The organism is Hydrogenispora ethanolica (assembly GCF_004340685.1).
Lineage (GTDB): Bacteria > Bacillota > UBA4882 > UBA8346 > UBA8346 > Hydrogenispora > Hydrogenispora ethanolica.
On the sequence record NZ_SLUN01000001.1, the window covers coordinates 255,918 to 277,428 of the forward strand.

Genomic DNA, 21,511 nt, shown 5'->3' on the forward strand with positions numbered 1-21,511 from the left:
ATTCAACGAGAAAGGATGATGTAACATGACCACCAACAGGGAAGAAGAAGTCCTGCAGGAATGCAGCCATTGTTCCCATTGCGCCCATTGCGCGGAGATCGTGGAAGGTGCCGGGGAACCTGCGGACGATCACGGTCCCGACCGCCGGGAGCTGATTCAGTACGGCGCGGCGGTGCTCCTCTTCGTCGTGGCGCTGCTGGGCAAGTTTTCATTCGGGGTGGAGTTCGGCCTGTATTCCGTCAGTTATCTCCTGATCGGCGGCACGGTGCTGTGGGAGGCGGTCCGGAATATCCGGCGCGGCCGGATCTTTGACGAGAACTTTTTGATGAGCCTGGCCACCCTCGGCGCCTTCGCCCTCGGCGAATTCCCCGAGGGCGTGGCGGTGATGCTCTTTTACCGGATCGGCGAGTTCTTTCAGGAACTGGCCGTGAAGCGCTCGCGGCGCTCCATCGCCGCCCTGATGGATATCCGGCCCGATTTCGCCAATCTGAAGACCGACGCCGGGATCGAGCGGGTGGCGCCCGAGGCGGTGGCGGTCGGCGCCACCATCGTCATCCGGCCCGGCGAGAAAGTGCCGCTGGACGGCACGGTCATCGACGGCGCCTCCACCCTGGACACCTCGGCCCTGACCGGCGAGGCGGTGCCGCGGGAGGTGGCGGCCGGCGGCGCGGTGCTGTCCGGTTCCATCAATCAAACCGGCCTGTTAACGGTGGAGGTGGCCAAGAGTTTCGGCCAGTCCACGGTGGCCCGGATTCTGGATCTGGTCCAGAACGCCGGCGCCAAGAAGGCGCCGACCGAAAACTTCATCACCAAGTTCGCCCGGTATTACACGCCTGCGGTGGTGCTGGCCGCCGTCATCCTGGCCCTGGTTCCGCCCTTGATCCTGCCGGGGGCCGGTTTTGCGGCCTGGATCAACCGGGCCCTGGTCTTCCTGGTCGTCTCCTGCCCCTGCGCGCTGGTGCTCTCCATCCCGTTGAGCTTTTTCGGCGGGATCGGCGCGGCCTCGCGCAACGGCATCCTGATCAAAGGCGGCAATTACCTGGAGGCGCTGAACCGGGTGGACACGGTGGTCTTTGACAAGACCGGCACGCTGACCCAAGGGGTCTTCCAGGTGGTGCGCCTGGAGCCGAGCGAACCCTTCGGCGAGGCGGAGCTGCTGGAACACGCCGCCTACGCCGAGAGCTTCTCCAGCCACCCGATCGCGCTGTCGATCCGCCAGGCCTACGGCCGGGAGATCGATCCGGAAGCAGTCTCCGACTATCGCGAGATCTCCGGCCACGGCATCCGGGTGCGGCGGGACGGCCGGACCATTCTGGCGGGCAACAGCCGCTTACTGGAAAGAGAAGCCATTTCCTGTCCGGGGGTGGAGGCCCAGGGAACCGTAGTGCACGTGGCGGTAGACGGCCGCTACGCCGGGTGGATCCTGATCGCCGACGCCGTCAAGGAGGACAGTTCCGGAGCGATCGCCGCGCTGAAGGCGGCCGGCGTCCGGAAACTGGCGATGCTGACCGGCGACAGCCGGGCGGTGGCCGAAACGGTCGGCCGGTCGCTGGGGCTGGATGAAGTCCACGCCGAACTGCTGCCCGATCAAAAGGTGGCCCGGCTGGAAGCGCTGGAGCGGCAGAAGTCCGGCAAGGGGACGCTCGTCTTCGTCGGCGACGGCATCAATGACGCGCCGGTGCTGGCCCGGGCCGATGTCGGCGTGGCCATGGGCGGGCTGGGATCGGACGCGGCCATCGAAGCCGCCGACGTGGTGCTGATGACCGACGAGCCTTCCAAGCTGGCCACGGCGATCCGTATCGCCAAACGGACCCGTCATATCGTCGCCCAGAATATCGGGCTGGCCCTGGGGGTCAAAGGATTGGTGCTGATCCTGGGCGTCGGCGGCGTCGCCACCATGTGGGAGGCGGTCTTCGCCGACGTGGGCGTGGCGGTCCTGGCGATCCTCAACGCCATCCGGGTGCAACGGGCGCGGTATTGACGATTCCCGCAAATTTCAGGGCCGTTCCGGATTTAGATCCGGGACGGCCCTGCTTTCATTCCCCCGGGGTAAGGCGGCTTACAGGTTCCGGGCCACATTGAACCGGTAGGCGAGCGCCGCCGGAGCTAGGCTGGCCAAAAGGCCGAAACCGACCACGCCTCCCGCCAGGACCAGTTCCTTCCAGGAACCGCCCAACCCGATCGTGATCGCGGTCTGCTGCTGCAGGATTCCGGCCAGCACCCCGAAGAGGCCGTGTCCCACCAGCAAGCCGCAGACCAGGCCGGCGCCCACCGTCACCACTCCCTCCAGCAGAATAATCCGGAAGATGTCGCCGGCATTGGCGCCGATGGCCCGCAGCACCGCCTGCTCCCGGCTCCGGCTCTGAGCCGAGCCATACAACGTCAGGGCTACCGTCAGCAAGGTCATGGCGATCACCAGAGCCGCGATGAGCTGCAGGACCTGCTCGCCCTGGCCCATCAGGGCGAAGAACTGCACGATGACTTGAGCCGGGAAGACCAGCTGCGCCCGGGGCTCGCTCTGAAACTGCTGATACAGGCGCATGGCATCGGCGTAACCCCGCGGTTTCACCAGGATCGCGGTGACGCCGTGTTCATGGCCGTCGTGTTCCTCCTCTGCCGCTTCGTCCTCCTCCGCCTCGTGATGCTCGTGAATATGCCAGATGCTTTCCATGGAGACCAGAATGGCCTGGTCGTAAGGCCCTCCCACCGGCTTCAGGATTCCCACCACCCGGTAGGGATTATGCCCGTGCGCCTCGCCCTGCTCGTGCACTGACAATCCGTGAACCGAAGCGAACGTCTCGCCCACCTTGATCCTCAGATCCCGGGCGGCTTTCGCGCCGATGACTGCTTCAAACTGCGCCCGGAAGGGTCTTCCTTCCGCCAGCTGCAGCCAGGGCGGGCGGGACGGGGCGACTCGCTGCTCAAAAAGGGCCGGCGCGGTGCCGACGATCCGGTAGCCCCGGTAATTATCGCCGAAACCCATCGGCAGCGCCGCGGCCACTCCGGGCCGCGCCGCCAAATCGTCCACCAGCGCTTCCTCGATGTTGCCGATGGGCGTGTCTTGCAGGAACACCGTATTGAGGACCAGTTGGATCGGGCTGCCCTTGGCGCCGACGATCAGGTCGAAAGGCTCGGTGGCGCGGACCAGCCCCTGATGGATCCCTTCGGCCAGTAGCATCAGGGTCACGGTCAGCGCCACCGCCAGGGCCACGATAGCCACGGTCACCATGCTCTGTAGCGGTTTGGCGCTCAGGTTACGCCACACTATCCGCAGGCGCATCGGCGCTCACCTCCACGGCCCGCGCCAGTTCGATCCGGCGGGGAAAGAGCTCCATGACCGCATGATCGTGGGTGGCCAGGATTAAGATGCTCTGCTGCTCCCGGCAGAGCCACTGCAGGATCTCCAGAACATTCCGGCCGTTCTCCCGGTCCAGGCTGGCGGTGGGCTCGTCGGCCAGGATCAGCCGGGGCCGGTTGGCCAGCGCCCGCGCCACGGCGACCCGCTGCTGTTCGCCGATGCTCAGCTGGGACGGCCGGTTGTGCACCCGATCGGCCAGGCCCACGCCCCGCAGCAGTTCCATGGCGCGCAGCCGCGCCGCCCGCTCCCGTTCAACCCTGGCGAAGACCAGGGCCGCCATGACATTCTCCAAGGCGCTGAGGTTGGGGAGCAGGTTAAAGCTTTGAAAAACATACCCCACGTTGCGGGCCCGCCAGACGTCGCGCTCCTTTTCGCGCAAGGCGTCGACGCGCTGCCCGTCCAGGGAGATGGTCCCGGCGGTCGGCGCCAGGAGCCCGGCCACCAGATGCAGCAAAGTGGTTTTCCCGGAACCGCTCGGGCCGACCAGGGCCGCCTGTTCGCCCCGTTCCAGCCGCAAATTGTCGAGCCGCAGCGCGGTGATGGTCTGACCGTCCGGGCTCGGGTACTGTTTCTGAAGATTGCAGATCTCCAGCATCGGATTCACCTCTCTCGTTCGGTCGCAATCCATTTCCGGAACGCCCGCCGAAGCGGGCGGCCGGATTCATCGTTACTTATTTGGCGCGTTCCAGCGTATCGGCAATGATCCGCACCAGGCTGACGAAACCCGTCTCCCGGTCAATCTGGCTGCCGACCTCCAGCCGCCCCGTCACCTGAATCGGCTGGTCGTAGGGCAAGGCGGTGACCGGCTTGCTCAGCCGCACCACCACGATGTCATTGGGCCAATCGGCGTCGGTGGAGCAAAAGGGGCAGATCGCCATCGGCACTTTGGTCAGCACGAAGAAGGCCAGGGTCGGCTTGAGCGGCGGCGCCATGAAGCCGACCATGCTGACCCGTTTGCCGTTCAAAGACTTTAATTTGGGGGAGAATTGGATGCCCAAAGACGAAGCGCCGCTGTACAGCTCGGCAAAGCCGAGGGGCGCCGCCGCTTCTTTCCCCCAATTGCCGAGCGCCATGGCTTGGACCGGTGAGCCGAAAAGGGACGGTCCCCGCTGGGGTGCCGTCCCTTCCGCCCTCCGGTGCCACGCCGCAGGCAGGATCAGCGAAATGAGTAGCAAAATCCCGATTGCGCGCATGGTTCGATGGCTCATCTTTTTCGTTCCTCCGGTTATTTCACGGCGTCCAAGCCCAGGGCGCGCACCATGCCGAAGAATACCTCGGTGTTGTCCATGATGCCCCGGAAATACTCGGCGCCAGGGCCGTCGGCGGTCAAGGGAACGTCGTCGGCGGTATGGACTTCCTGAGTCTCCGTATCCGGAAGCTTGCTGCTGTTCAAATCGCCATTGGCGTCTTTCTTGGGATTGGCAATGGTTTTGCTGCCGGACTTAATGGCCGGGGCAATCGGTTCCGGATTGAACTTGTAATCCTCGTAGTACTCGGGATGATTGGCGTATTGAATGGCCAGCGTGACAGCGGGAGCCGGATTGTCGGGGAAGCCGTCCTTATTCTTATCCTCGAAGGTGGGGAAGCCGGCTTCGGCGTACGTCCGCACCGCCTGGCGGCCGGTTTTGCCGTCCAGCTCGTGGTAGGTCCCGGTGATGCTGGCGCTGTGGGCGTGGTCGGCCACGACGATGATCAGGGTGTCATTGTTCTTCTTGGCGAATTCCTTGGCGATGCCGATGGCTTTATCCATCTCAATCGTGTCATAAGTGGCCCGTTCCCAGTCCACGGTATGCAGCTGCTTGTCGATGCAGGCGCCTTCCACCATCAGGAAGAACCCGTTTTGATTCTTGCTCAGAACGTTAATGGCCTGCTTGGTCATATCCATCAGGGTCGGCTGGTCCGTGAAGCTGCCCAGCACCGCCGGATTCTTGGTGACTTCGCGGTCGATGTACACGTTCATATTGTCCAGTTGGAAAAGGCCCAACACTTTAGCGGAGTTTTGGATCTGATTCAGCTCGGTTTTGTTCCCGGCAAAGGTATAACCCTGGCTCTTGAACTCCTCCACCAGATTGCGGTCGTCGCTCCGTTTGGAACCGGGGACGCTCTTGGGCAGGAAGTGCTGGGAACCGCCGCCCAGGATCACGTCGGGGCGGTGTTCGGGGTCGAGCATCGAGGCGGCGATGAAATTCTGCTCGGAACGGCGGCGGGTATGGGCGACCATCGCGGCCGGCGTGGCGTCGGTGATGTTGGCGGTGGAGACGATGCCGGTGGCCATGCCGCGCGAACGTTTGGCCAATTCGATGATGTTCTCGACCTTGGGATCATCGAGCGGATCGCCGGTGGAGTTGGGATAGATGCCCATGGCATTGACAGCGCTCTTGCTGCCGGTGGCATAGGCCGAGGCGCTATTGGCGGAGTCGGTGACCAACGAATCCATTCCGGAGGTGGTGACGAGCGCCAGATTGGACATTTTCTCCATTTCCAGCAAGTCGTGGTATTTCCCCTCGGTCAGGCCTTTGGAAAGGATCCGGGCCATTTGCCGGGCTTGCAGGCTCATGCCGTCCCCGACGAAGAGAATGACGTTCTTGGCCAGTTTCTGCGCTTTGTCAGCGACCACGGTATAATTGACTTCGCGCGACGCGGCGCCTTGCTCCGTCAACACGTTGACGATGACATTGACCGGGCCCGGTTTGGCGAAAGAAACCTGGTCGATGCGGTAGCTGCTGACCCCGGCGGCCAATTTGACGACCGGAGCCTTGCCGAAGAATTTTTCGGCCGGATTATAATTGATCAGCACTTCAACGGATTTGATGGTGCCCAGGTCTTTTAATTCGACTTCAAAATCGATTTTTTGGCCGGCCAGGAACTTGGCGCGGTCGATGGGCAGTACGTCGATGGAATGATAGGGGAAGTTGGGCAGTTGGGCGGCAAACGCGGCGCCGCCGCTCAGCAACATGGTCAGCATCAGGGTCAGGACCATTGCTGTCAGCGCGATACGGGTTTTCAGACTGTTGCTCAACAAATAAAGCACCTCCTACGGTTTTTGATATCGTCGGATCTAATGTTACAAATCCAAGTTAAAGGGAGGATTAAATGAGTTTTAACCGCAGGCTAAATGGAGGCTAATCCGCAGTAATGACGCGCTTCTTGAGAGGCAGTATCAATAATGGGATCCGGGGAGAGATTTCTTGAAAAGCCATGTGCTCTTTACACTTTAAAATCACCCGCTCAATGGATTAAAAACCGGCTTTACCCCTTTGCTGCGTTTTTGTGACAAACCCCGACCTTTGGGACGGGGTTTGTCACAGTTTTAAGGGATGATGAGGTCGACCGGGTTCCATTTCATTTCATCGCATTCGGGCGAGCCATTCCCGGACCATCAGCTCAAAGACCTCCGCCTGCTCGATCTGCAGGTTATGGCCGGCCTTGTCCAAAACGGCGAAGCTCGCCCGGGGAAAGTTCTCCAGGATCCGCCACGCGTCCCGGTAACCCACCCAAGGGTCCTGCCGTCCGGCCAGGATCAGGGCGGGCTTGTCAAACGGCTGCGCCAGCCGGTCAACGTCGCAGGAGAAGGGAAAGCCGTCCCGTTGCAACCGGGTCAAAAAAGCCTCGTCGGCGGCACGGATCCCCGGAACGACCTCGGCGCGGAACCGCTCCAGGGTCACTTCGCTCTGAACCACCGCCAGCTCCGCGAATTCGGCCCGCTCCGCTTCGCCCAGTCCCGCCATGAGCTGAGGGTCGCTCTCCAGGACGCGAAATTTCGGAAGATCGCGCCGCGCTCTCTCGGCAATGATGCAAGGACAGATGAGCAGCAGGCCCGCGATCCGTTCCGGCAGCCGTTGGACCAGGCCGCGGGCCAGGTAACCGCCGTACGACTCCCCGGCCACGGCGAACTCCCGGCCGGGAAGGACCGCCTGGATAAAGTCCAGGACCACCTGGAGCAGTTGATCGGAGTTCCGGAGCCAGTCGGCGGACGAAGTCCGGCCCATCCCCGGCAGATCGAGATAAATCCGCTCCCAGCCGGCTTCCTTCCCGAAAACCGGCTCCATGCAGCCTTTCATGATATGGTGGTCGACCCCGTAGCCGTGCAGCATCAGCAACGGCCGTCCCGCGCCGGCCGTTTCATAATAAACCCGCAACTTCTCAAGCTCACAGAACATCTCCGCAACTCCTTTACAATGGGCATGATTCCCACGCTTTTCGGACAATGCCATTATACCAAACATACGTTCTGTTGTAAACCATTCCCAACTCTCGAAACTTTTCGCCCGCGCCGGCAGGAAAAAGGCTGGAAACGGTGGAATAATACCTGCGATCCCATAGCAAAATCGCGTTATCGCGCAGCGGAGGAGGCCCTGGTCATGCCGGAACTGCCGGATCTGGAAGTTTTCAAGGGGAATCTCAAAAAACATTTGGTAGGGGAGACCTTGCTGGCCATCGAGCCCGTCCATCCCCGGAACGTCATCCCCGCCGCCGGGCCGGTGCTGGAACAGTTCGTCGGCAAAGCGCTGGCCGATATCGAGCGGGACGGCAAGGAGCTGCTCTTCCTCTTTCCGGAGGGCAAGTTCTTCGCGGTCCATCTGATGCTGAACGGCGGCCTGCAGTTGTGCGCCGAGCCGGCGCAAGCGGCGGCCGTGAAATACCGGATCGCTTCGTTCCGGTTCCAGGAGCTGATCCTGGTGGTCAGCGATCCGGGCGGGCTCTGCAAGGTCCGTTTCCTGCCCCAGCTGACCAAGGTGCCGGACGCCTTCAGCCCGGCCTTCAGCCAGGAGTACCTGGCGGATCGTTTGGCCCGCAATCCGCTCATGAATATCAAGGCTTTTCTGATCGATCAAAAGATGGTCAAGGGGATCGGCAACGCCTATGCCGACGAGATCCTCTGGGAGAGCCGGATCTCGCCGCTTTCGCTCTGCGGCAAACTGCCGCCCGAGGCCGTCGCCCGCCTGCACGCGGCCGTCGCCGGCGTCCTCCGGGAGGCCATCGCCAGCATCCGGCGGGAGGCGCCGGAGATCATCAGCGGCGAGATCCGCAGCTTCCTCAAGGTGCACCAGCCGCGGCGGAAGGAGTCGCCGACCGGGCACGCCATCCGGGTGCAAAAAGTGGCCTCCAAAACCACTTATTTCACGGACGAGCAGATCCTCTATTAACCCCGGTTCGGGCGACCCCGGCCGTATCCGAAAAGGAAAACCCCGCCGCCGGCGGGGCAGAAAAAAGCCAAGCCGCTTCGGCGTTTTGAACGGGAGCCGCTTGGCTTTGATTTGTTTGGAAAGAAGTTGGTGATCCGCAGCCAATGGGGTTGGGCGGTGGGCCGCCTAGAAGCCACGGGCAGGCGGTGACCGGGTCCCGGCCGATGGTCCGGTCGATATTGCGGAATTCGGCGCTCACCGGGACCGCCCGGTCTGCGGCGCACGGGCGGCCGCTTCCTCGCCGCCGGAGGGGACAGCCGCGCCGATGGCCTCCAGCATCTCCCGCACCTCGGCTTCGCCTTCGGCGAAGTGAGCGGCTTCGGCGGGATCCAGAATCTTCAAGAGCGTCATCAACTCCCCGACATGCGCCTTCTCTTCGTCGCGGATATCGGCGATGACCTTTTTGGCAATGGGGTCGTCGGTGGCCTGGACATGGGCGTCATACATAAAGATCGCCTCCAGCTCGCCGGCGATGTCCAGCCGGACCGCCTGGATCAACTCTTCCTTGGAGAGCTTCTTGTTCACATTTCCCTGAAACGGGTTGGCAAATGACGGCATGTTTTCTCCCTTCCTTTCTGCCCCTGTCGGCGGAAACTTTTTGGTATGTACTTATGGTATGACCTTAATGGTTCATTATACCCCGACGGTTCAAAAAAATAAGCCGGAGGTCCGCCGCCGCAGGATTCCGTCAAAGTCAAAATAAAACGAAAACGAGTCTTAAGGTTTATTACTCCCGCAGAGGCGCAAAGGCGCGGAGTTTAGTCGCATAAAATCGACAACCCTCGTTTCGTTTTTTCTCAGCGTCGCTGCGGGAGAATGAATGGGACGGGACTTTGACATACCCCTGCCCGCCGCCGGGCCGCCTCCGGCTTGGGTCGCTCAATTGCAACCTAAACCGCCTGGCAGCCTTCGCAGTAATACACGCTGCCGCCAAGATAAGTCTCTTTTTTGATCATTCCGCCGCAACGGGGGCAAGGCCGTCCCACCCGGTGCTTGCTCATGACGGTCGCGTAGCCGCCCGGTTTGCCGAAAAAGTCTTTCTCGGTGTCCCGGCCGCCCGCCTCGGCCATCCGGGCCAGCACGGTCCGGACCGCCCGGAACAGCTCCGCCCGCTCCGCGCCGGACAAGGCGGCCAGCTTGCGCTTGGGGTGAACCGCCGCCTCCCAGAGGATCTCCTGGAGCACGCCGTTGCCGAGGCCCGGGATCCGCTGCTCGGTGGCTAAAAAAGCCTTGGCGCTCAGCTTGCGGAGGTCGGCCCCCTCCAGCAGCCGCTGCCAATGCGCGGCGTCGAAGGCTTCCGACAGCGGGAAGGGCTTCTCTTGGGCGATCCGGTAGTACGGGTTCTCAAACTCGCCCTCCCGGAAGCTCCACAGCCCGCCGTACATCTGTACCGTGGCGCTGACCGCCGCGCCGTCGTCCAGCTCCAGGAGGAGCTGGTGCTTTTCCGGCAGCGCCGCGCCGGCCGGGTGATAGCGCAAGCCCACCCCGTCGCCGAGCAGGATGACGGCGTCTCCGGCGCCGATCGCCACCATCCCGCCGTAAGCGGTCGCCCGCTCGATGGTCCGGCCGGCCAGCCGGTCGTGATACGCCTGGGGATCCCCGTAAAACCAGGCGAATTTGTGGGGCGAATGGGCCGCCGTCACCTTCCGGATCCGCCGGCCGCCGATGGTGGCGGCGATCTGGCGGGCCAGGGTAACGGCCTCGGGCAATTCGATCATCTTCGGACACCTCGCTCAAATTGAATTATCGCTGAAAACGGGTTTCCCGTTGTCACTCAAAGGTTCAACAAGGTCCGCAGTTTCTTCTCGGTGGGAATCTCATGGGTGACGAACCGGCCCCGGTAAAAGAGGCTGAAAGTGCTGGCCGGGCAGGGCGCCTGTTGCGCCTCGTCGCAACTTTCGTAGCGTTTCAGGTAGACGGGCACGCCGAGGGCCTGAGCCTGCCGCGCGACGATTCCGCTGTAATCGGCGGTGAAGGGGCATTGGTGGGAATAGTAGAGCGCCAGGCCCTCCGCTTGCGGGACCGTCAAGGACCGGGCGTTCTCCCGGAAGCGCGGCTCGGGGGAACCGGCGTCGAACTTCAGGCAGAGCAGCTCGAAGTAAGGCTCCGCCCGGTCGCAGACAGTAAAGCCGTGCTTCTCCAGAAAGCGCTTATCGGACAGAAAGGGCCGTTTCTTGGCCGAGGAGACCGCCACCACGCCCCGTTTGCCCTTGGCCCGGGAAGCGGCGACGCACTCCTCCAGAAGCTTCCGGCCATATCCTTGGCCTTGATAGCTGCCGGCCACCCATAAGCAGTTGATGAAGGTGAACCCCTCCGCCTCCACCGGAAACCAGGCCTTTTCGGCCGGCAGGTATTCGATGAAAACTTTGCCGCGGACCGCCGCCTTCCGGAAAACCAGTCCCTCGGGAAAGCGCTCCCTCAGCCAGTCCTTTTTGGCGGCGCTTCCGCACCGGCCTTTGGGGTCGGATAACGCGCAGCAGATATGCTCCGTGGCGATATTCTCCGCGTTCAAGGTAATGAAATCAGTCATTGGCAAGACCCTTCCGGCAGGCGCGCTACCTATTTTGCTTCTTCTTTTGCTTCTTCCATATTAACACAGTCATCCTGACAACAGCATGTCATATTTGATCATCTTTCAAACCAGCGGGCCATGGTTCGAGGAAAATCAGGCACCGGGCCGGGAGATAAAACAGAAAAAAGCGGAATTTCCGCCAGTGCATAGCCTGGCGTTTTCAATTCAAAATAAATGGGAACGGCCTTTGGCGGACGACCGCCGGACCGTCCATCGACCAAACTTTACGGAGAGCGCCATGAATCAGTATGTCCTCTATTTCCCGGAGATCGATCGTTTTAGCCTGCCCCGGGTGGGCGGCAAAGGAGCCAACCTGGGCGAACTGTCCCATATTCCCGGAATCGCGGTTCCTCCCGGTTTTTGCGTTTCCACCAAAGCCTATACCGATTTCGTGAGCACCGGCCAAGATTTTGCCGCGCTGCTCCAATCCTTGGCAGCCGTTGACCCGCGCTCGCTGGAGGAACTGAAGTCAGCCGGCGAAAGGATGCGGAATTACCTGTTGAGCCTGGCGATCCCCGCCCCGATCCAACAGGAGATCCGCGCGGCCTGGCGGCAGACCGGCAGCGATGCGGCCTATGCCGTTCGTTCCAGCGCGACTGCGGAAGACCTGCCGGGAGCGTCATTCGCCGGTCAGCAGGATACCTTCTTAAATGTCAAGGGGGAACGGGAGGTGCTGGACAGCGTCCGGCGCTGCTGGGCCTCGCTCTTTACCGACCGGGCTATCGCCTATCGCCGTCAGAACGGTTTCGGGCACGATCAGGTCCAATTGTCCGTCGTGGTGCAGCGAATGGTCTTTCCCGAAGTGTCCGGAATCATGTTCACGGCCGATCCGGTGACCGGCAACCGCAAGATCGCGGCCATTGACGCCAGTTTCGGCCTGGGCGAGGCGCTCGTCTCCGGACTGGTCTCGGCCGATTTATACCAGGTCAAAGCGGATCAATTGCTCAAAAAACAGATCGCCCGGAAAACGGTTGCCATGACCGCCAAGCCCGAGGGCGGGACAGCCCGGGTGGCGATCGCCGGGCCGCAGCAGACTGCCCAGGCTTTGGCGGACCCGGACATCCTCCGGCTGGCCGGGCTGGGCCGAAGCATTGAAGCGCACTTCGGAACGGCGCAGGATATCGAATGGTGTCTCGCAGGCCGGCAATTTTATATCTTGCAGAGCCGGCCGGTTACCACGCTTTATCCCGTTCCCCCGGTCAGCGATGCCCAGCTGCACCTGTTTATCTCCATCGGTCATCCGCAGATGATGACCGATGCCCTGAAGCCGCTGGGCATCTCGGTACTGAGGACGATAGTTCCGGCCGGCAAGGATTCGCCCCAGGCCGAAAGCGATCTTTTGCAGGAAGCCGGCGGGCGGTTGTATTTGGATCTGACCCCGCTGCTGGCCTATCCGCGGGTCAGGAAAGTCCTGCCCGAGCTGCTGCCCGTTGCCGACGAATTGCTCGGCCGATCGGTGCAGGAATTCATCGGGCGTCCGGAATTTCAGGCCGCGCCGCCGCCAGAGCGGAAGCTGGATCTGGCTCTGATTCAAAAGGCCTTTCCGACAGCCTTTGGCATTCTGAAAAATATTCTGGGCCATGACCAGTCCCGGGCCATTGCGGAGCTGAACCGTTTCAGCGCCGGCCAGCTCCGGGCCAACCGGGACCGTCTGCAAGCGGTCTCCGGCCCGGAGCGGATCACGCGGATCCAGGAGATCCTCGCCAGCCTCCTGCCAGTGATTGCCGCGAAGGCAATCCCCTATGTCGGAGCCGCGTTTCTGACCTACAAGCTCATCGAGACCCTGTCGCACCGGTGGCTGGGCGACGCCGCCGAGTTGCGCGCGATCAGCAAATCCCCGCCCGGGAACGTCACCACTGAAATGGGGTTGGCGCTGGGGGATGTGGCCGATGCGGTCCGGAGTCATCCGGCGGTGATCGAATACCTGAAACAGGCGGCGGACCGGACGTTTTGGGACGGCCTGAAGGCGGTTCCCGGCGGCGCCGAGGTTTTGCCGGCCTTCCAGGATTTCTTCGCCCGCTACGGGATGCGGGGCACCGGCGAGATCGATCTGACCCGGCCGCGCTGGCGCGAGGTCCCCACCTCCCTGGTCCCGAGCATTCTCAGTCACATCCAAAGCTTCCAGCCGGGGCAGCATCGCCATGCGTTCCGGGCCGGCAAGACTGAGGCGGAACTGGCCGCGGCCCGGCTGCTGAATCGGCTTCGGGAGACGCCGGCCGGCTTTCTCAAGGCCAGGCGCATGAAACGCCTGATCGAGACGCACCGGGCCCTGATCGGAGCCAGGGAGCATCCCAAATACTTCATGGTGCAGAACCTCGACTTGATCAAGCAAGCCCTGCTGCAGGAGGCCGCCGCCCTGGTCGCCGGCGGAGTCCTTGAACATCCGGAGGATATCTTCTGGCTGTCGCTGCCGGAGATCAAAACCGCCATGGAGACGCGCCGTTTCGACCGCTCGCTCATCGGCGTCCGCCGCGAAAAATTCGAACGGGACGCGAAGCTGAGTCCGCCCCGGGCGATCACCAGCGAAGGCGAGATCATCACCGTCAAACCCGGGGCTCAGGCGCAGCCGGGCGCCTTGGCCGGGAGCCCGGTATCGGCGGGAACGGTCGAGGGCCGGGCCCGGGTCATTCTGCGGCTGGAGGAGGCGCGGATGGATAAGGGCGATATCCTGGTGGCGCCGTACACCGATCCGGGTTGGACGCCGCTCTTCCCGCTGGCGGCCGGCCTGGTGACGGAGGTGGGCGGCCTGATGACCCACGGCTCGGTCGTCGCCCGCGAATACGGCATCCCGGCGGTGGTGGGCGTCGACAATGCCACGCGCCGGATCCGGGACGGCCAGCGAATCCGGGTGGATGGCACGCGGGGGTTGGTGGAGATTTTGGAACCCGATCCGGATCCGACTTAGCGCCGCCATCTGCGGAGGCCAGCTTGGCAAAGGGGCCGTGCCACGGCGCTGTCCTGCGCTGCGGCACGGCTGCCGGCCTGTTGCAATTCCTTACCTTACCGCTGGTCCACGATGCCAAACTCCCGCCAGGTCTCCTGCGGCAATTCGATCTTCACCTGTTTCCGGGCCTCGGAGTATAGGTCATAGAGCTCCGCCAGATGGTCATGGAGTTCCTTGGTCTGTTCCATCATGCGCGCCTTATACGCCAACTGGCCGGTATGGGCGTCGAGGCTCTGCTGATAGGTGCTGCTCAGCCTGGTCACGAAAGCCGCGTCAATCCCCCGCCTGGCCATGGCCTCGGCATGGGCCGAGAGCCCGGCGAGCATCTCCGCGGTCCGGCCCAATTGGGCGGCAATCGTCTGCGGATCACGCTCCCGTTTCTTCAGCGATGGGGTCGGTTGCACCAGTTCTTCGCTCATTTTCATTACCTCCACTAAACGTATTGGGGTTAAAATTACCAAGTCACCCGATTGAAGTCGCTCGCCATGCAAAGGAAATAGTCATTAAACCTCTGCAGCACTAGCGTTCAACCGAATGTGGCTTGGTTGCGTCTCGAACCCTCCGGAGGATTCTTCATTACCTACAGATTATATCATAGCCGTTTATTAAAGTCAATCGATTTTTTGATTCAAAGTAATGTTTTGTTTAATTATGGTAACGCTCCACCTTCCGGCTTCGGCGCTGGATTGAATATCCGGTTTTCGGGGGAAGGGAAGAGCACAGGAAATTTCTTCACGATCGTAAATTCTTCCCGCCGTTCCCTTATCCCCAAACGATCGATCGTTTGGGGATAAAGGAACTACGGCAGTCACCGCCGTAGTTCCTTTTGGGGATCAAGGTCGATCGTTTGTGAATCAGGATCGATCGTTTGTGAATCGAGATCGGCCTGCGATGATTCCAGTTCTTCCTGGAATGATTCCAGATCTGACTTTTACGAATCAAGTTACTACTTTTGTGGATAAAGATCTTCCGGCTGTGAATCCGGTCATCCCTTGAACGCGCTCTCCAAAAAATTATTCAAGATCCGCCGCTGGAAGATGAGGAACACCACGATCACTTCCAACGGCAGCATGATCTGCACCGTAAACACGACAAAAGCCGCCTCCGCGCCCCAGAACCGCAGCCGGGCGAGGGCATAGGCCGACAGCGACGCCGGTATGATCTGGCGGACGGCAATCACGCTCACCACTGGCCACCCCGCTTTGGATCAGGGGTATCACAATGCCTTAAGCGTAGCCTGTACCGTAGATATTAACGTTCTCTCCCGATTACCAAAAAATGTCCGGCCATGCCGGACAAATTCAGCTAAAAGTAGCGGTGCACCTGCTTTTGATAGCGTGCGTACGCCTCGCCGTACTGTTCCAACAGGAACCGTTCCTCCTGCAGGATCTGATAGTGAATTCCCAGCGCCGCAAGGACGAAGATCAGCAGGAAAGAGAGGTTGGCGTAGATCAGCAGGCTCCCCAGGAAGAAGAGGTCGACCGCGACGAAGACCGGATTGCGGGTGGTTCCGAAGATCCCTCCCGTCACCAGCCGCCCGGGGCTATGCCGGTCGATGCCAATCCGCCAGGAGGCGCCGAATGAGAAGAGCGCCCAGCTGAACAGGAAGAGCCCCAGCAGCATCGCCAGGCAGCCGGCGCCCGCCAGCGCATGGCTGGTGAAGAATGGCCGGTAGAAAAGCTCCGGCAGCACCGGCCAGCGGTACCCCAGGGCGGCATTGAAATTCTCAAAGGTCCAATAGACCAACCCGACCAGAAATAAGAGTTCCACCGCCTGGCGCAGCCCCCGCTTTCCCTTGCCCAGCATCCAGGGATTCACGCCCTGCCCGATCAGGAGCAGACTCCGGCCCAGAAACAAGAGGTAAAAGAGGACCAATAACATCATGACCAGTACATTCAGGCCAGCCACCAACAACCCCTCCTCCGCGCGGTCGCGATTCCGGGCCCCGGGACGGCGCCCAGCCATTCCGGCATCCGCCGCCGCGTCCGGCGCGGCTTCCCCCGGCCCTTTTTGCATATTCTACTTTTCCTATCAAAATTCCTGCCAATCTTTTCGTAAAATACTATCTTCCCGGCCGGGCGGGCCGGGACGGCCTCAAAAATGAGGGCCGCGCCTCCGGCCTCCGGTCTCCTGCAGCTTCACCCAGGCCACTCCGTCCCACATTCCTTGCTGATAGGCGAGGCAGGCCACCCGCGACTCCAGGGAGGTCAGACTCTCGCGGATCGCCTCCAGAAAGATCTGGGCCTGATCCGCCTCGGGCGGCAGGTAATCCGCCAGAGCGACCAGGTAGCTGTCGAGCCCGGAACGGAGCTGCCGGCATTCGGTATCGGCCCGGAGCAGTTTTCCTTCCAGCTCGGCGACGCGCTCCACCATCAGATCCCGGAAATACTCGTCCAGGCCCACCAGGCTCGAATCGTGCATCGCGACACATTCCGCCATTGACAAGGGAAGTCCTCCTTTGCGTGAATGATGGAAAATTCATTGGAAATATTTCATCTTATTTCCAGTATAACTAAGCGCATCGTTTAAAGCAAGAATAATTTGCGCGTTTCGCTTAAAAAGATTCATGAAGCGCCCCCGGACATGCTATATTGTTCATGGAAAGACCCCTTGACGGCCGAAACGGACCGGGCCGGATCCGGGGGGACGGGTGAGAACTTGAGTGAGATCTTTGCGCAACGCTTAAAAGAGGAACGGGAAGCCCGCGGCTGGACCCAGCAGTATTTGGCGGAATCCCTGGGGCTCACCAACGGGACCATCTCCGGCTATGAGCGGAATTACCGCGAGCCGGATTTTCTGACGCTCTCCCGCATCGCCCGGCTGCTGGAGGTCCCCACCGCCTATTTGCTGGGCGAGACGGATCGCAAACCGAAAGCGGCTATCGCCGAGGAGCTGGCCTCCTACGATGCGGGCCCGCATCCGCTCCCGAACGCGCCGGAAACGGCCGAGGCCATCGCCCTGATCGAGCGGGCGTGGTCCGGGCTCACCCCGGCGGAACGCCGCAAACGGCTGGACTTTTTGAAAAACTACACCAAATTGCTGGATGATCCGGAAGCATAACGGCCCCGCCCTCCCCCGGCGGCGCTCCCGCCGAATGACCCGGTTCAACGAGGCTGTCCTACCCATCGCTCCGTAGGACGGCCTTTTTTATTACTCTCATGGTACCGGATAGGGGTATATTACAATTCCGCTCTTTTTTAATTGTAAACTATACTTAAAAATAAGCTATTCTCGCTTTACAAAGGGCAATTTTTGGAATATAATCACCTTAATACCCAATGGGGGTATATCGTATGGAAAGGGGTCTGAACGATGCGAGAGTGCGTTGATATTCCGGCGGTGACCGCGCGGCTGAAACGGATTGGCGGGCAGATCCAGGGCATCAGCGCCATGGTGGCCAAGGATGTGCCCTGCGAAGACATTCTGATCCAGATCGGCGCCGCCAAGGCGGCCTTGCACAAAGTGGGCCAACTGGTGCTGGAGGGGCATCTCCACCACTGCGTGGTCAAGGGGATTCAAAACGGCGATGTCGAGGAGACCCTGCAAGACCTGGCTAACGCCATCGAACAGTTCTCCCGGATGGTTTGAGGGGTGAAAGGAGCAACGAAGGACCATGGACAAGTTGAAAGAATGGGCGGCGGACGGGGAAAAACGCGCCGCCGTGGCGCTGGCCCTTTCCGGGCTGGCGGTGTTGCTCAGTTTTTTGGGGTGGACCCAAGGGGTCCTGCCGTTTGATATCGCCTGGGTCGCGATTCTCCTTTGCGGCGTGCCGATCATCCGGGGGGCGGTGGCCGGCCTCGTCACCGCGCTGGATATCCGCGCCGACGTTCTGGTCTCCATCGCGCTGGTGGCGTCGGTGATCATCGGCGAGACCTTCGCCGCCGCCGAGATCGCCTTCATCATGGCCGTCGGCGCGCTGCTGGAGGAACGCACGGTCCGCAAGGCGCGCCAGGGCATTGAAAAACTGGTGCGTCTCCAACCGCGCACCGCCCGGCTGGTCCGCGACGGCGCCGAAACCGTGGTCCCGGCGGCAGCGGTGCGGCTTGGGGATATCCTGCGGGTGCTGCCGGGAGAAGCCATCGCGGTCGACGGGGTGATCACCGCCGGACAGACCGCCATCGACCAATCGGTGATGACCGGCGAGTCGCTGCCCGTCGACAAGCGGCCGGGCGACGCGGTACTGAGCGGCGCGGTCAATCAATTCGGCGCCTTCGAGATGCGGGCGACCAAAGTCGGGGAGGACAGCTCGCTGCAACGGATGATCCGCCTGGTGGAAGCGGCCGACGCCAACCAGGCCAAGATCGTGCGGCTGACCGACCGCTGGGCCACCTGGATCGTGGCCGGCGCGCTCCTGGCGGCGCTGGGGACCTGGCTTTTCACCGGGGAGATCATCCGCGCCGTGACGATTCTGGTGGTCTTCTGCCCCTGCGCCTTGGTGCTGGCGACCCCCACCGCGGTCATGGCCGGCATCGGCAATGCCGCCCGCCACGGGATCCTGATCCGCTCCGGCGAAGTGCTGGAACGGCTGGCCCAGGTGAAGCGGATCGCCTTCGACAAGACCGGGACATTAAGCCATGGCAAGCCGAGCGTCGTCGCGGTGGAGAGCGCCGTCCCGGAACGGACCGATGAAGAACTGTTGCAGCTGGCGGCGGCCGCCGAGCAACGCTCCGAACATCCCCTGGGCCGGGCCATCTTTCATCATGCGCAACAGCTGGAAATCGGGCTGCCGGAACCGGAGGAATTCGCGATGCTGCCGGGGCGGGGCGTGCGCGCCCGGATCCAGGGCCGGACGGTACTGGCGGGCAACCCCGACCTGCTGGCCGGCGGCGGCATCACGCTGCCGCCGGAGCTGCGCGCCAGCGCCGCCCAATACCTGAAACGGGGCTGCACGGTCATTTTTGTGGCCATCGACGCCGCCCCGGCCGGCCTGATCGCGCTCTCCGACACCCTGCGCGACAACGCCCGGAACATCGTCGACCGGCTTCAGGCCGAACGCATCCGGCCCGTGCTGCTGACCGGCGACAACCGGCAGGCAGCCTCCCATCTGGCGCAGCGCATCGGCATCAACGACGTCCGCTCCGAACTGCTGCCGGAGGATAAGGCCTCCTTCATCGCCTCCTGCCAAAATGTCGGCGGCGAACTGGTGTGCATGGTAGGCGACGGCGTCAACGACGCCCTGGCGCTCAAGACCGCCTGGGTGGGCGTAGCCATGGGCGGCATCGGCAGCGACATCGCGGTGGAGGCGGCCGATATCGCGCTGGTGAACGACGACATTACCCGCCTCCCCCACCTGCTGCGGCTGGCCAAACGGACCTTTCATACCATCCGGACCAACATCATCGTATCGCTGGCGCTCAACTGCGGCGCGATCATCCTGGCGGCCCTGGGCCTGTTGGGACCGGTCGCCGGCGCGCTGGTGCACAATGCCGGTTCGGTGGCGGTGATTCTCAATTCGGCGCTGCTCCTAAAGATGAAGGACAGCGAGGCTCCGCCGAAGATCCGGGCGGCGGCCTAAGCCCGGATGAGCGGAGCGGGCCTGCCGCGAGTGCGCCGCCTTGAACGGCTCTTGTTACCCGGCATTCCCGTCCCGCTCTTCTCGTTCCGCCACGCCCGGGGCGGCGGGAAGCGTCGGGATGCCGAAATAGAAGTACCAGCCCTTGAGGCCCAACAGAATCCCGAAGACCAGGTACATCAGGGGTTTGTTGATCCAGACCACCGCTCCGGCCAGCATGGCGAAGGCGACGCCAAAGATCGACCATTTGGTCCGGGCGGTCAGCCCGCCCCGCGTCCTGAACTCCTCCAACCGGGCGGCGATGAATCTCCGCCGCATCAGCCATTCATAGAAGCGCCGCGAACTCCGGGCGTAACAGAAGGCCGCCCCCAACAGAAACGGGGTGGTCGGCAAGACCGGCAGAAAAACGCCCAGAATCCCCAGGCCCAGGCATAGGGTGCCCAGTCCCCATAAGCTGAGGCGGAGCGCCAGGGACCGCCGGCGCGGCTCCGGCATCCGCCGCTGATCGCAATGGTTCATCCGACCCTCCTGCATAAATAGGTATGAAAATAGCCCCAGTAGAGCGCCCGGCATTCGACGACTTCCAGTCCGGCAGCGCCCATCCCGGCCATCAGTTCGGTCCAGTGAAAACGGTACTCCGGCTCCTCCGCCAGCAGCACGCCGCCGGGCTTCAGCACCCGGCGCAGCTCGGCCAGGGCCAGCCGCCACTCCGGAATATGATGCAGCACGCCGAAGACGAAGGCCGCGTCGCAAAAGCCATCGGCACAATCGATCCGGGTCATGTCCCCTACCGCAAACTCCGCCGGCAGCCCTCTCCGGGCGGCCAGCCGGATCTGTTCGGGCATCAGATCGAACGCGATCACCCGGGCCGGTCGAAAGGCTTTGAGTATCAGTTCGGTGCTGTATCCCGAGCCGCAACCGGCATCCATGATCACCTTGCCCGCCAGGTCGATCCGCTGTTTCTCCAGGAGTGACAAAAAAGCGCCGAATTCAACCTTCCGTTGGAGCAGTCGCCGCAGCGGATTGTTCATCAGCGCGAACTCCACTTTCCCGAGGCGCATCGCCGCGGCGTTTACCGGACTACCCTCCATCAGCTTTCCCTCCCGCGCGTAAAAATATGAACTTCGGTTCATATTTTTATTGTATCCGCCGCAGTGGCGATTGTCAACGACGAATGTGAACTATAATTCACATTTTTATTGACACAGCCGGTCCGGGAATTATAAGATCAGATCGACGCACCAAGGAATAGGGGAAAAGCAAATGAACACCAGAGTCCCGCAACAACAACGCGGCATCCAGACGAAGCAGCAGATCATCGAGGCGGCGATGCGGCTCTTTTCGCAAAAAGGGTTTCACGGCACCAATACCAAGGAGATTGCCCGGGCGGCCGGGGTGGCCACCGGCTGCTTCTATGCTTACTTCGGCGATAAAAAGGCGGTTTTCATGGAAGCGTTGACCCTCTATTTCGCGCAGTTCCACCAGATCGCCCAGGAACAGATCGCCAGGCTTTCCACGGCGGGCGCCGGGCAAAAGCCCTTCTTCAAGGAGATGATCCGCAGTTTTCTGAAGGCCCATGGCGTCTTCAAGGACTTCCATCATGAGCTGACCGCCATGTATTACACGGACCCCGCCGTTCTGCAATTGGTCGCCGCCTACGACGCGGCCTGCATCGGCTATATCAGCCGGTATCTGACCGGAATCCAAGCGCAATTACGCGTCACCGACCTGGAAGCTGCCGCCAAAGTCGTCTATTGGTCGATCCACAGCGTGGTCGACGCCATTGCCTTCACCGCAGCGCCAAACGAGGCGCAACTCGTCGATGCGCTGGCGGACATGATTGAAAGTTATCTGTTCGCGCCTTCCGGGACCCCGGCCGCCCAGGGAGTCCGCCCGGACGACTCGCTCAGCCCGGGCGGTTGATTCCGGCGGGTCAGGC

General features: G+C 62.0%; 21 protein-coding genes. 7 read left to right on the plus strand and 14 right to left on the minus strand.

What is annotated here, in order from left to right; translation table 11 throughout:
- Window positions 1-25 precede the first annotated feature (25 nt).
- The gene (locus EDC14_RS01085; RefSeq protein ID WP_132012330.1) at window positions 26-1,981 is read left to right on the plus strand and encodes a heavy metal translocating P-type ATPase; all 1,956 of its coding nucleotides are present in this window, start codon (window positions 26-28) and stop codon (window positions 1,979-1,981) included.
- A 78-nt stretch (window positions 1,982-2,059) separates the two neighbouring features.
- Here the strand turns inward: EDC14_RS01085 and EDC14_RS01090 are convergent, their stop codons facing one another.
- The 5 genes from EDC14_RS01090 to EDC14_RS01110 form a co-directional block, all read right to left on the minus strand.
- The gene (locus EDC14_RS01090) at window positions 2,060-3,280 is read right to left on the minus strand and encodes an ABC transporter permease (protein WP_132012331.1); all 1,221 of its coding nucleotides are present in this window, start codon (window positions 3,278-3,280) and stop codon (window positions 2,060-2,062) included.
- The gene (locus tag EDC14_RS01095; protein WP_243662751.1) at window positions 3,255-3,986 is read right to left on the minus strand and encodes an ABC transporter ATP-binding protein; all 732 of its coding nucleotides are present in this window, start codon (window positions 3,984-3,986) and stop codon (window positions 3,255-3,257) included. Before EDC14_RS01095 ends, EDC14_RS01090 begins: the two co-directional genes overlap by 26 nt.
- A 43-nt stretch (window positions 3,987-4,029) precedes the next feature.
- A complete protein-coding gene (locus EDC14_RS01100; RefSeq protein WP_243662759.1) occupies window positions 4,030-4,431 on the minus strand; it encodes a hypothetical protein in 402 nt (133 codons plus the stop codon).
- 152 nt (window positions 4,432-4,583) lie between these two features.
- Window positions 4,584-6,338 (minus strand): alkaline phosphatase, encoded by a 1,755-nt coding sequence (locus EDC14_RS01105; RefSeq protein ID WP_132012437.1) that lies wholly within the window; start codon window positions 6,336-6,338, stop codon window positions 4,584-4,586.
- A 367-nt stretch (window positions 6,339-6,705) separates the two neighbouring features.
- Window positions 6,706-7,518 (minus strand): alpha/beta fold hydrolase, encoded by an 813-nt coding sequence (locus tag EDC14_RS01110; RefSeq protein ID WP_132012333.1) that lies wholly within the window; start codon window positions 7,516-7,518, stop codon window positions 6,706-6,708.
- A gap of 201 nt (window positions 7,519-7,719) precedes the next feature.
- Between EDC14_RS01110 and EDC14_RS01115 the strand changes: the two genes are divergently transcribed.
- Window positions 7,720-8,505: a DNA-formamidopyrimidine glycosylase family protein gene (locus tag EDC14_RS01115; RefSeq protein ID WP_165907696.1), complete on the plus strand. Its 786-nt coding sequence runs from the start codon at window positions 7,720-7,722 to the stop codon at window positions 8,503-8,505.
- A 234-nt stretch (window positions 8,506-8,739) separates the two neighbouring features.
- On the opposite strand, the gene EDC14_RS01120 is transcribed toward EDC14_RS01115, so the two are convergent.
- The 3 genes from EDC14_RS01120 to EDC14_RS01130 form a co-directional block, all read right to left on the minus strand.
- Window positions 8,740-9,102 (minus strand): demethoxyubiquinone hydroxylase family protein, encoded by a 363-nt coding sequence (locus EDC14_RS01120; RefSeq protein ID WP_132012335.1) that lies wholly within the window; start codon window positions 9,100-9,102, stop codon window positions 8,740-8,742.
- 332 nt (window positions 9,103-9,434) lie between these two features.
- Complete coding sequence (locus EDC14_RS01125) at window positions 9,435-10,262, minus strand: DNA-formamidopyrimidine glycosylase family protein (RefSeq protein ID WP_132012336.1); 828 nt, start codon at window positions 10,260-10,262, stop codon at window positions 9,435-9,437.
- A gap of 56 nt (window positions 10,263-10,318) precedes the next feature.
- The gene (locus EDC14_RS01130) at window positions 10,319-11,074 is read right to left on the minus strand and encodes a GNAT family N-acetyltransferase (protein WP_132012337.1); all 756 of its coding nucleotides are present in this window, start codon (window positions 11,072-11,074) and stop codon (window positions 10,319-10,321) included.
- Window positions 11,075-11,354: 280 nt separating this feature from the next.
- On the opposite strand from EDC14_RS01130, the gene rph reads away from it, so the two are divergent.
- The gene (gene rph / locus EDC14_RS01135) at window positions 11,355-14,021 is read left to right on the plus strand and encodes a rifamycin-inactivating phosphotransferase (RefSeq protein ID WP_132012338.1); all 2,667 of its coding nucleotides are present in this window, start codon (window positions 11,355-11,357) and stop codon (window positions 14,019-14,021) included.
- 95 nt (window positions 14,022-14,116) lie between these two features.
- On the opposite strand, the gene EDC14_RS01140 is transcribed toward rph, so the two are convergent.
- The 4 genes from EDC14_RS01140 to EDC14_RS01155 form a co-directional block, all read right to left on the minus strand.
- A complete protein-coding gene (locus tag EDC14_RS01140) occupies window positions 14,117-14,479 on the minus strand; it encodes a hypothetical protein (protein ID WP_132012339.1) in 363 nt (120 codons plus the stop codon).
- A gap of 566 nt (window positions 14,480-15,045) precedes the next feature.
- Window positions 15,046-15,246: an ABC transporter permease family protein gene (locus tag EDC14_RS01145; protein WP_132012340.1), complete on the minus strand. Its 201-nt coding sequence runs from the start codon at window positions 15,244-15,246 to the stop codon at window positions 15,046-15,048.
- 119 nt (window positions 15,247-15,365) lie between these two features.
- Window positions 15,366-16,076, minus strand: a complete 711-nt coding sequence (locus tag EDC14_RS01150; protein WP_132012341.1) for a methyltransferase family protein — start codon at window positions 16,074-16,076, stop codon at window positions 15,366-15,368.
- A 78-nt stretch (window positions 16,077-16,154) separates the two neighbouring features.
- Window positions 16,155-16,505: a hypothetical protein gene (locus EDC14_RS01155; RefSeq protein ID WP_132012342.1), complete on the minus strand. Its 351-nt coding sequence runs from the start codon at window positions 16,503-16,505 to the stop codon at window positions 16,155-16,157.
- Between the two features lie 213 nt (window positions 16,506-16,718).
- On the opposite strand from EDC14_RS01155, the gene EDC14_RS01160 reads away from it, so the two are divergent.
- The 3 genes from EDC14_RS01160 (at window position 16,719) to EDC14_RS01170 (ending at window position 19,575) form a co-directional block, all read left to right on the plus strand.
- A complete protein-coding gene (locus EDC14_RS01160) occupies window positions 16,719-17,120 on the plus strand; it encodes a helix-turn-helix domain-containing protein (RefSeq protein ID WP_243662752.1) in 402 nt (133 codons plus the stop codon).
- Between the two features lie 252 nt (window positions 17,121-17,372).
- Window positions 17,373-17,648 (plus strand): metal-sensing transcriptional repressor, encoded by a 276-nt coding sequence (locus tag EDC14_RS01165; protein ID WP_132012344.1) that lies wholly within the window; start codon window positions 17,373-17,375, stop codon window positions 17,646-17,648.
- Window positions 17,649-17,673: 25 nt separating this feature from the next.
- Window positions 17,674-19,575 (plus strand): heavy metal translocating P-type ATPase, encoded by a 1,902-nt coding sequence (locus EDC14_RS01170; RefSeq protein WP_132012345.1) that lies wholly within the window; start codon window positions 17,674-17,676, stop codon window positions 19,573-19,575.
- A 54-nt stretch (window positions 19,576-19,629) separates the two neighbouring features.
- On the opposite strand, the gene EDC14_RS01175 is transcribed toward EDC14_RS01170, so the two are convergent.
- Both EDC14_RS01175 and EDC14_RS01180 read right to left on the minus strand, forming a co-directional pair.
- The gene (locus EDC14_RS01175) at window positions 19,630-20,091 is read right to left on the minus strand and encodes a YbaN family protein (RefSeq protein WP_243662753.1); all 462 of its coding nucleotides are present in this window, start codon (window positions 20,089-20,091) and stop codon (window positions 19,630-19,632) included.
- Window positions 20,088-20,663 (minus strand): class I SAM-dependent methyltransferase, encoded by a 576-nt coding sequence (locus EDC14_RS01180; protein WP_165907697.1) that lies wholly within the window; start codon window positions 20,661-20,663, stop codon window positions 20,088-20,090. Before EDC14_RS01180 ends, EDC14_RS01175 begins: the two co-directional genes overlap by 4 nt.
- A gap of 172 nt (window positions 20,664-20,835) precedes the next feature.
- Between EDC14_RS01180 and EDC14_RS01185 the strand changes: the two genes are divergently transcribed.
- Window positions 20,836-21,495: a TetR/AcrR family transcriptional regulator gene (locus EDC14_RS01185; protein ID WP_132012347.1), complete on the plus strand. Its 660-nt coding sequence runs from the start codon at window positions 20,836-20,838 to the stop codon at window positions 21,493-21,495.
- The last annotated feature ends 16 nt before the right edge of the window (window positions 21,496-21,511 follow it).

Excerpts from the sequence above, each read along its gene's own strand:
- EDC14_RS01085 (WP_132012330.1), top strand. The coding sequence starts at position 26 with ATGACCACCAACAGGGAAGAAGAAGTCCTGCAGGAATGCAGCCATTGT.
- EDC14_RS01090 (WP_132012331.1), bottom strand. The coding sequence starts at position 3,280 with ATGCGCCTGCGGATAGTGTGGCGTAACCTGAGCGCCAAACCGCTACAG.
- EDC14_RS01095 (WP_243662751.1), bottom strand. The coding sequence starts at position 3,986 with ATGGATTGCGACCGAACGAGAGAGGTGAATCCGATGCTGGAGATCTGC.
- EDC14_RS01100 (WP_243662759.1), bottom strand. The coding sequence starts at position 4,431 with ATGGCGCTCGGCAATTGGGGGAAAGAAGCGGCGGCGCCCCTCGGCTTT.
- EDC14_RS01105 (WP_132012437.1), bottom strand. The coding sequence starts at position 6,338 with ATGGTCCTGACCCTGATGCTGACCATGTTGCTGAGCGGCGGCGCCGCG.
- EDC14_RS01110 (WP_132012333.1), bottom strand. The coding sequence starts at position 7,518 with ATGTTCTGTGAGCTTGAGAAGTTGCGGGTTTATTATGAAACGGCCGGC.
- EDC14_RS01115 (WP_165907696.1), top strand. The coding sequence starts at position 7,720 with ATGCCGGAACTGCCGGATCTGGAAGTTTTCAAGGGGAATCTCAAAAAA.
- EDC14_RS01120 (WP_132012335.1), bottom strand. The coding sequence starts at position 9,102 with ATGCCGTCATTTGCCAACCCGTTTCAGGGAAATGTGAACAAGAAGCTC.
- EDC14_RS01125 (WP_132012336.1), bottom strand. The coding sequence starts at position 10,262 with ATGATCGAATTGCCCGAGGCCGTTACCCTGGCCCGCCAGATCGCCGCC.
- EDC14_RS01130 (WP_132012337.1), bottom strand. The coding sequence starts at position 11,074 with ATGACTGATTTCATTACCTTGAACGCGGAGAATATCGCCACGGAGCAT.
- rph (WP_132012338.1), top strand. The coding sequence starts at position 11,355 with ATGAATCAGTATGTCCTCTATTTCCCGGAGATCGATCGTTTTAGCCTG.
- EDC14_RS01140 (WP_132012339.1), bottom strand. The coding sequence starts at position 14,479 with ATGAGCGAAGAACTGGTGCAACCGACCCCATCGCTGAAGAAACGGGAG.
- EDC14_RS01150 (WP_132012341.1), bottom strand. The coding sequence starts at position 16,076 with ATGCAAAAAGGGCCGGGGGAAGCCGCGCCGGACGCGGCGGCGGATGCC.
- EDC14_RS01165 (WP_132012344.1), top strand. The coding sequence starts at position 17,373 with ATGCGAGAGTGCGTTGATATTCCGGCGGTGACCGCGCGGCTGAAACGG.
- EDC14_RS01170 (WP_132012345.1), top strand. The coding sequence starts at position 17,674 with ATGGACAAGTTGAAAGAATGGGCGGCGGACGGGGAAAAACGCGCCGCC.
- EDC14_RS01175 (WP_243662753.1), bottom strand. The coding sequence starts at position 20,091 with ATGAACCATTGCGATCAGCGGCGGATGCCGGAGCCGCGCCGGCGGTCC.
- EDC14_RS01180 (WP_165907697.1), bottom strand. The coding sequence starts at position 20,663 with ATGGAGGGTAGTCCGGTAAACGCCGCGGCGATGCGCCTCGGGAAAGTG.
- EDC14_RS01185 (WP_132012347.1), top strand. The coding sequence starts at position 20,836 with ATGAACACCAGAGTCCCGCAACAACAACGCGGCATCCAGACGAAGCAG.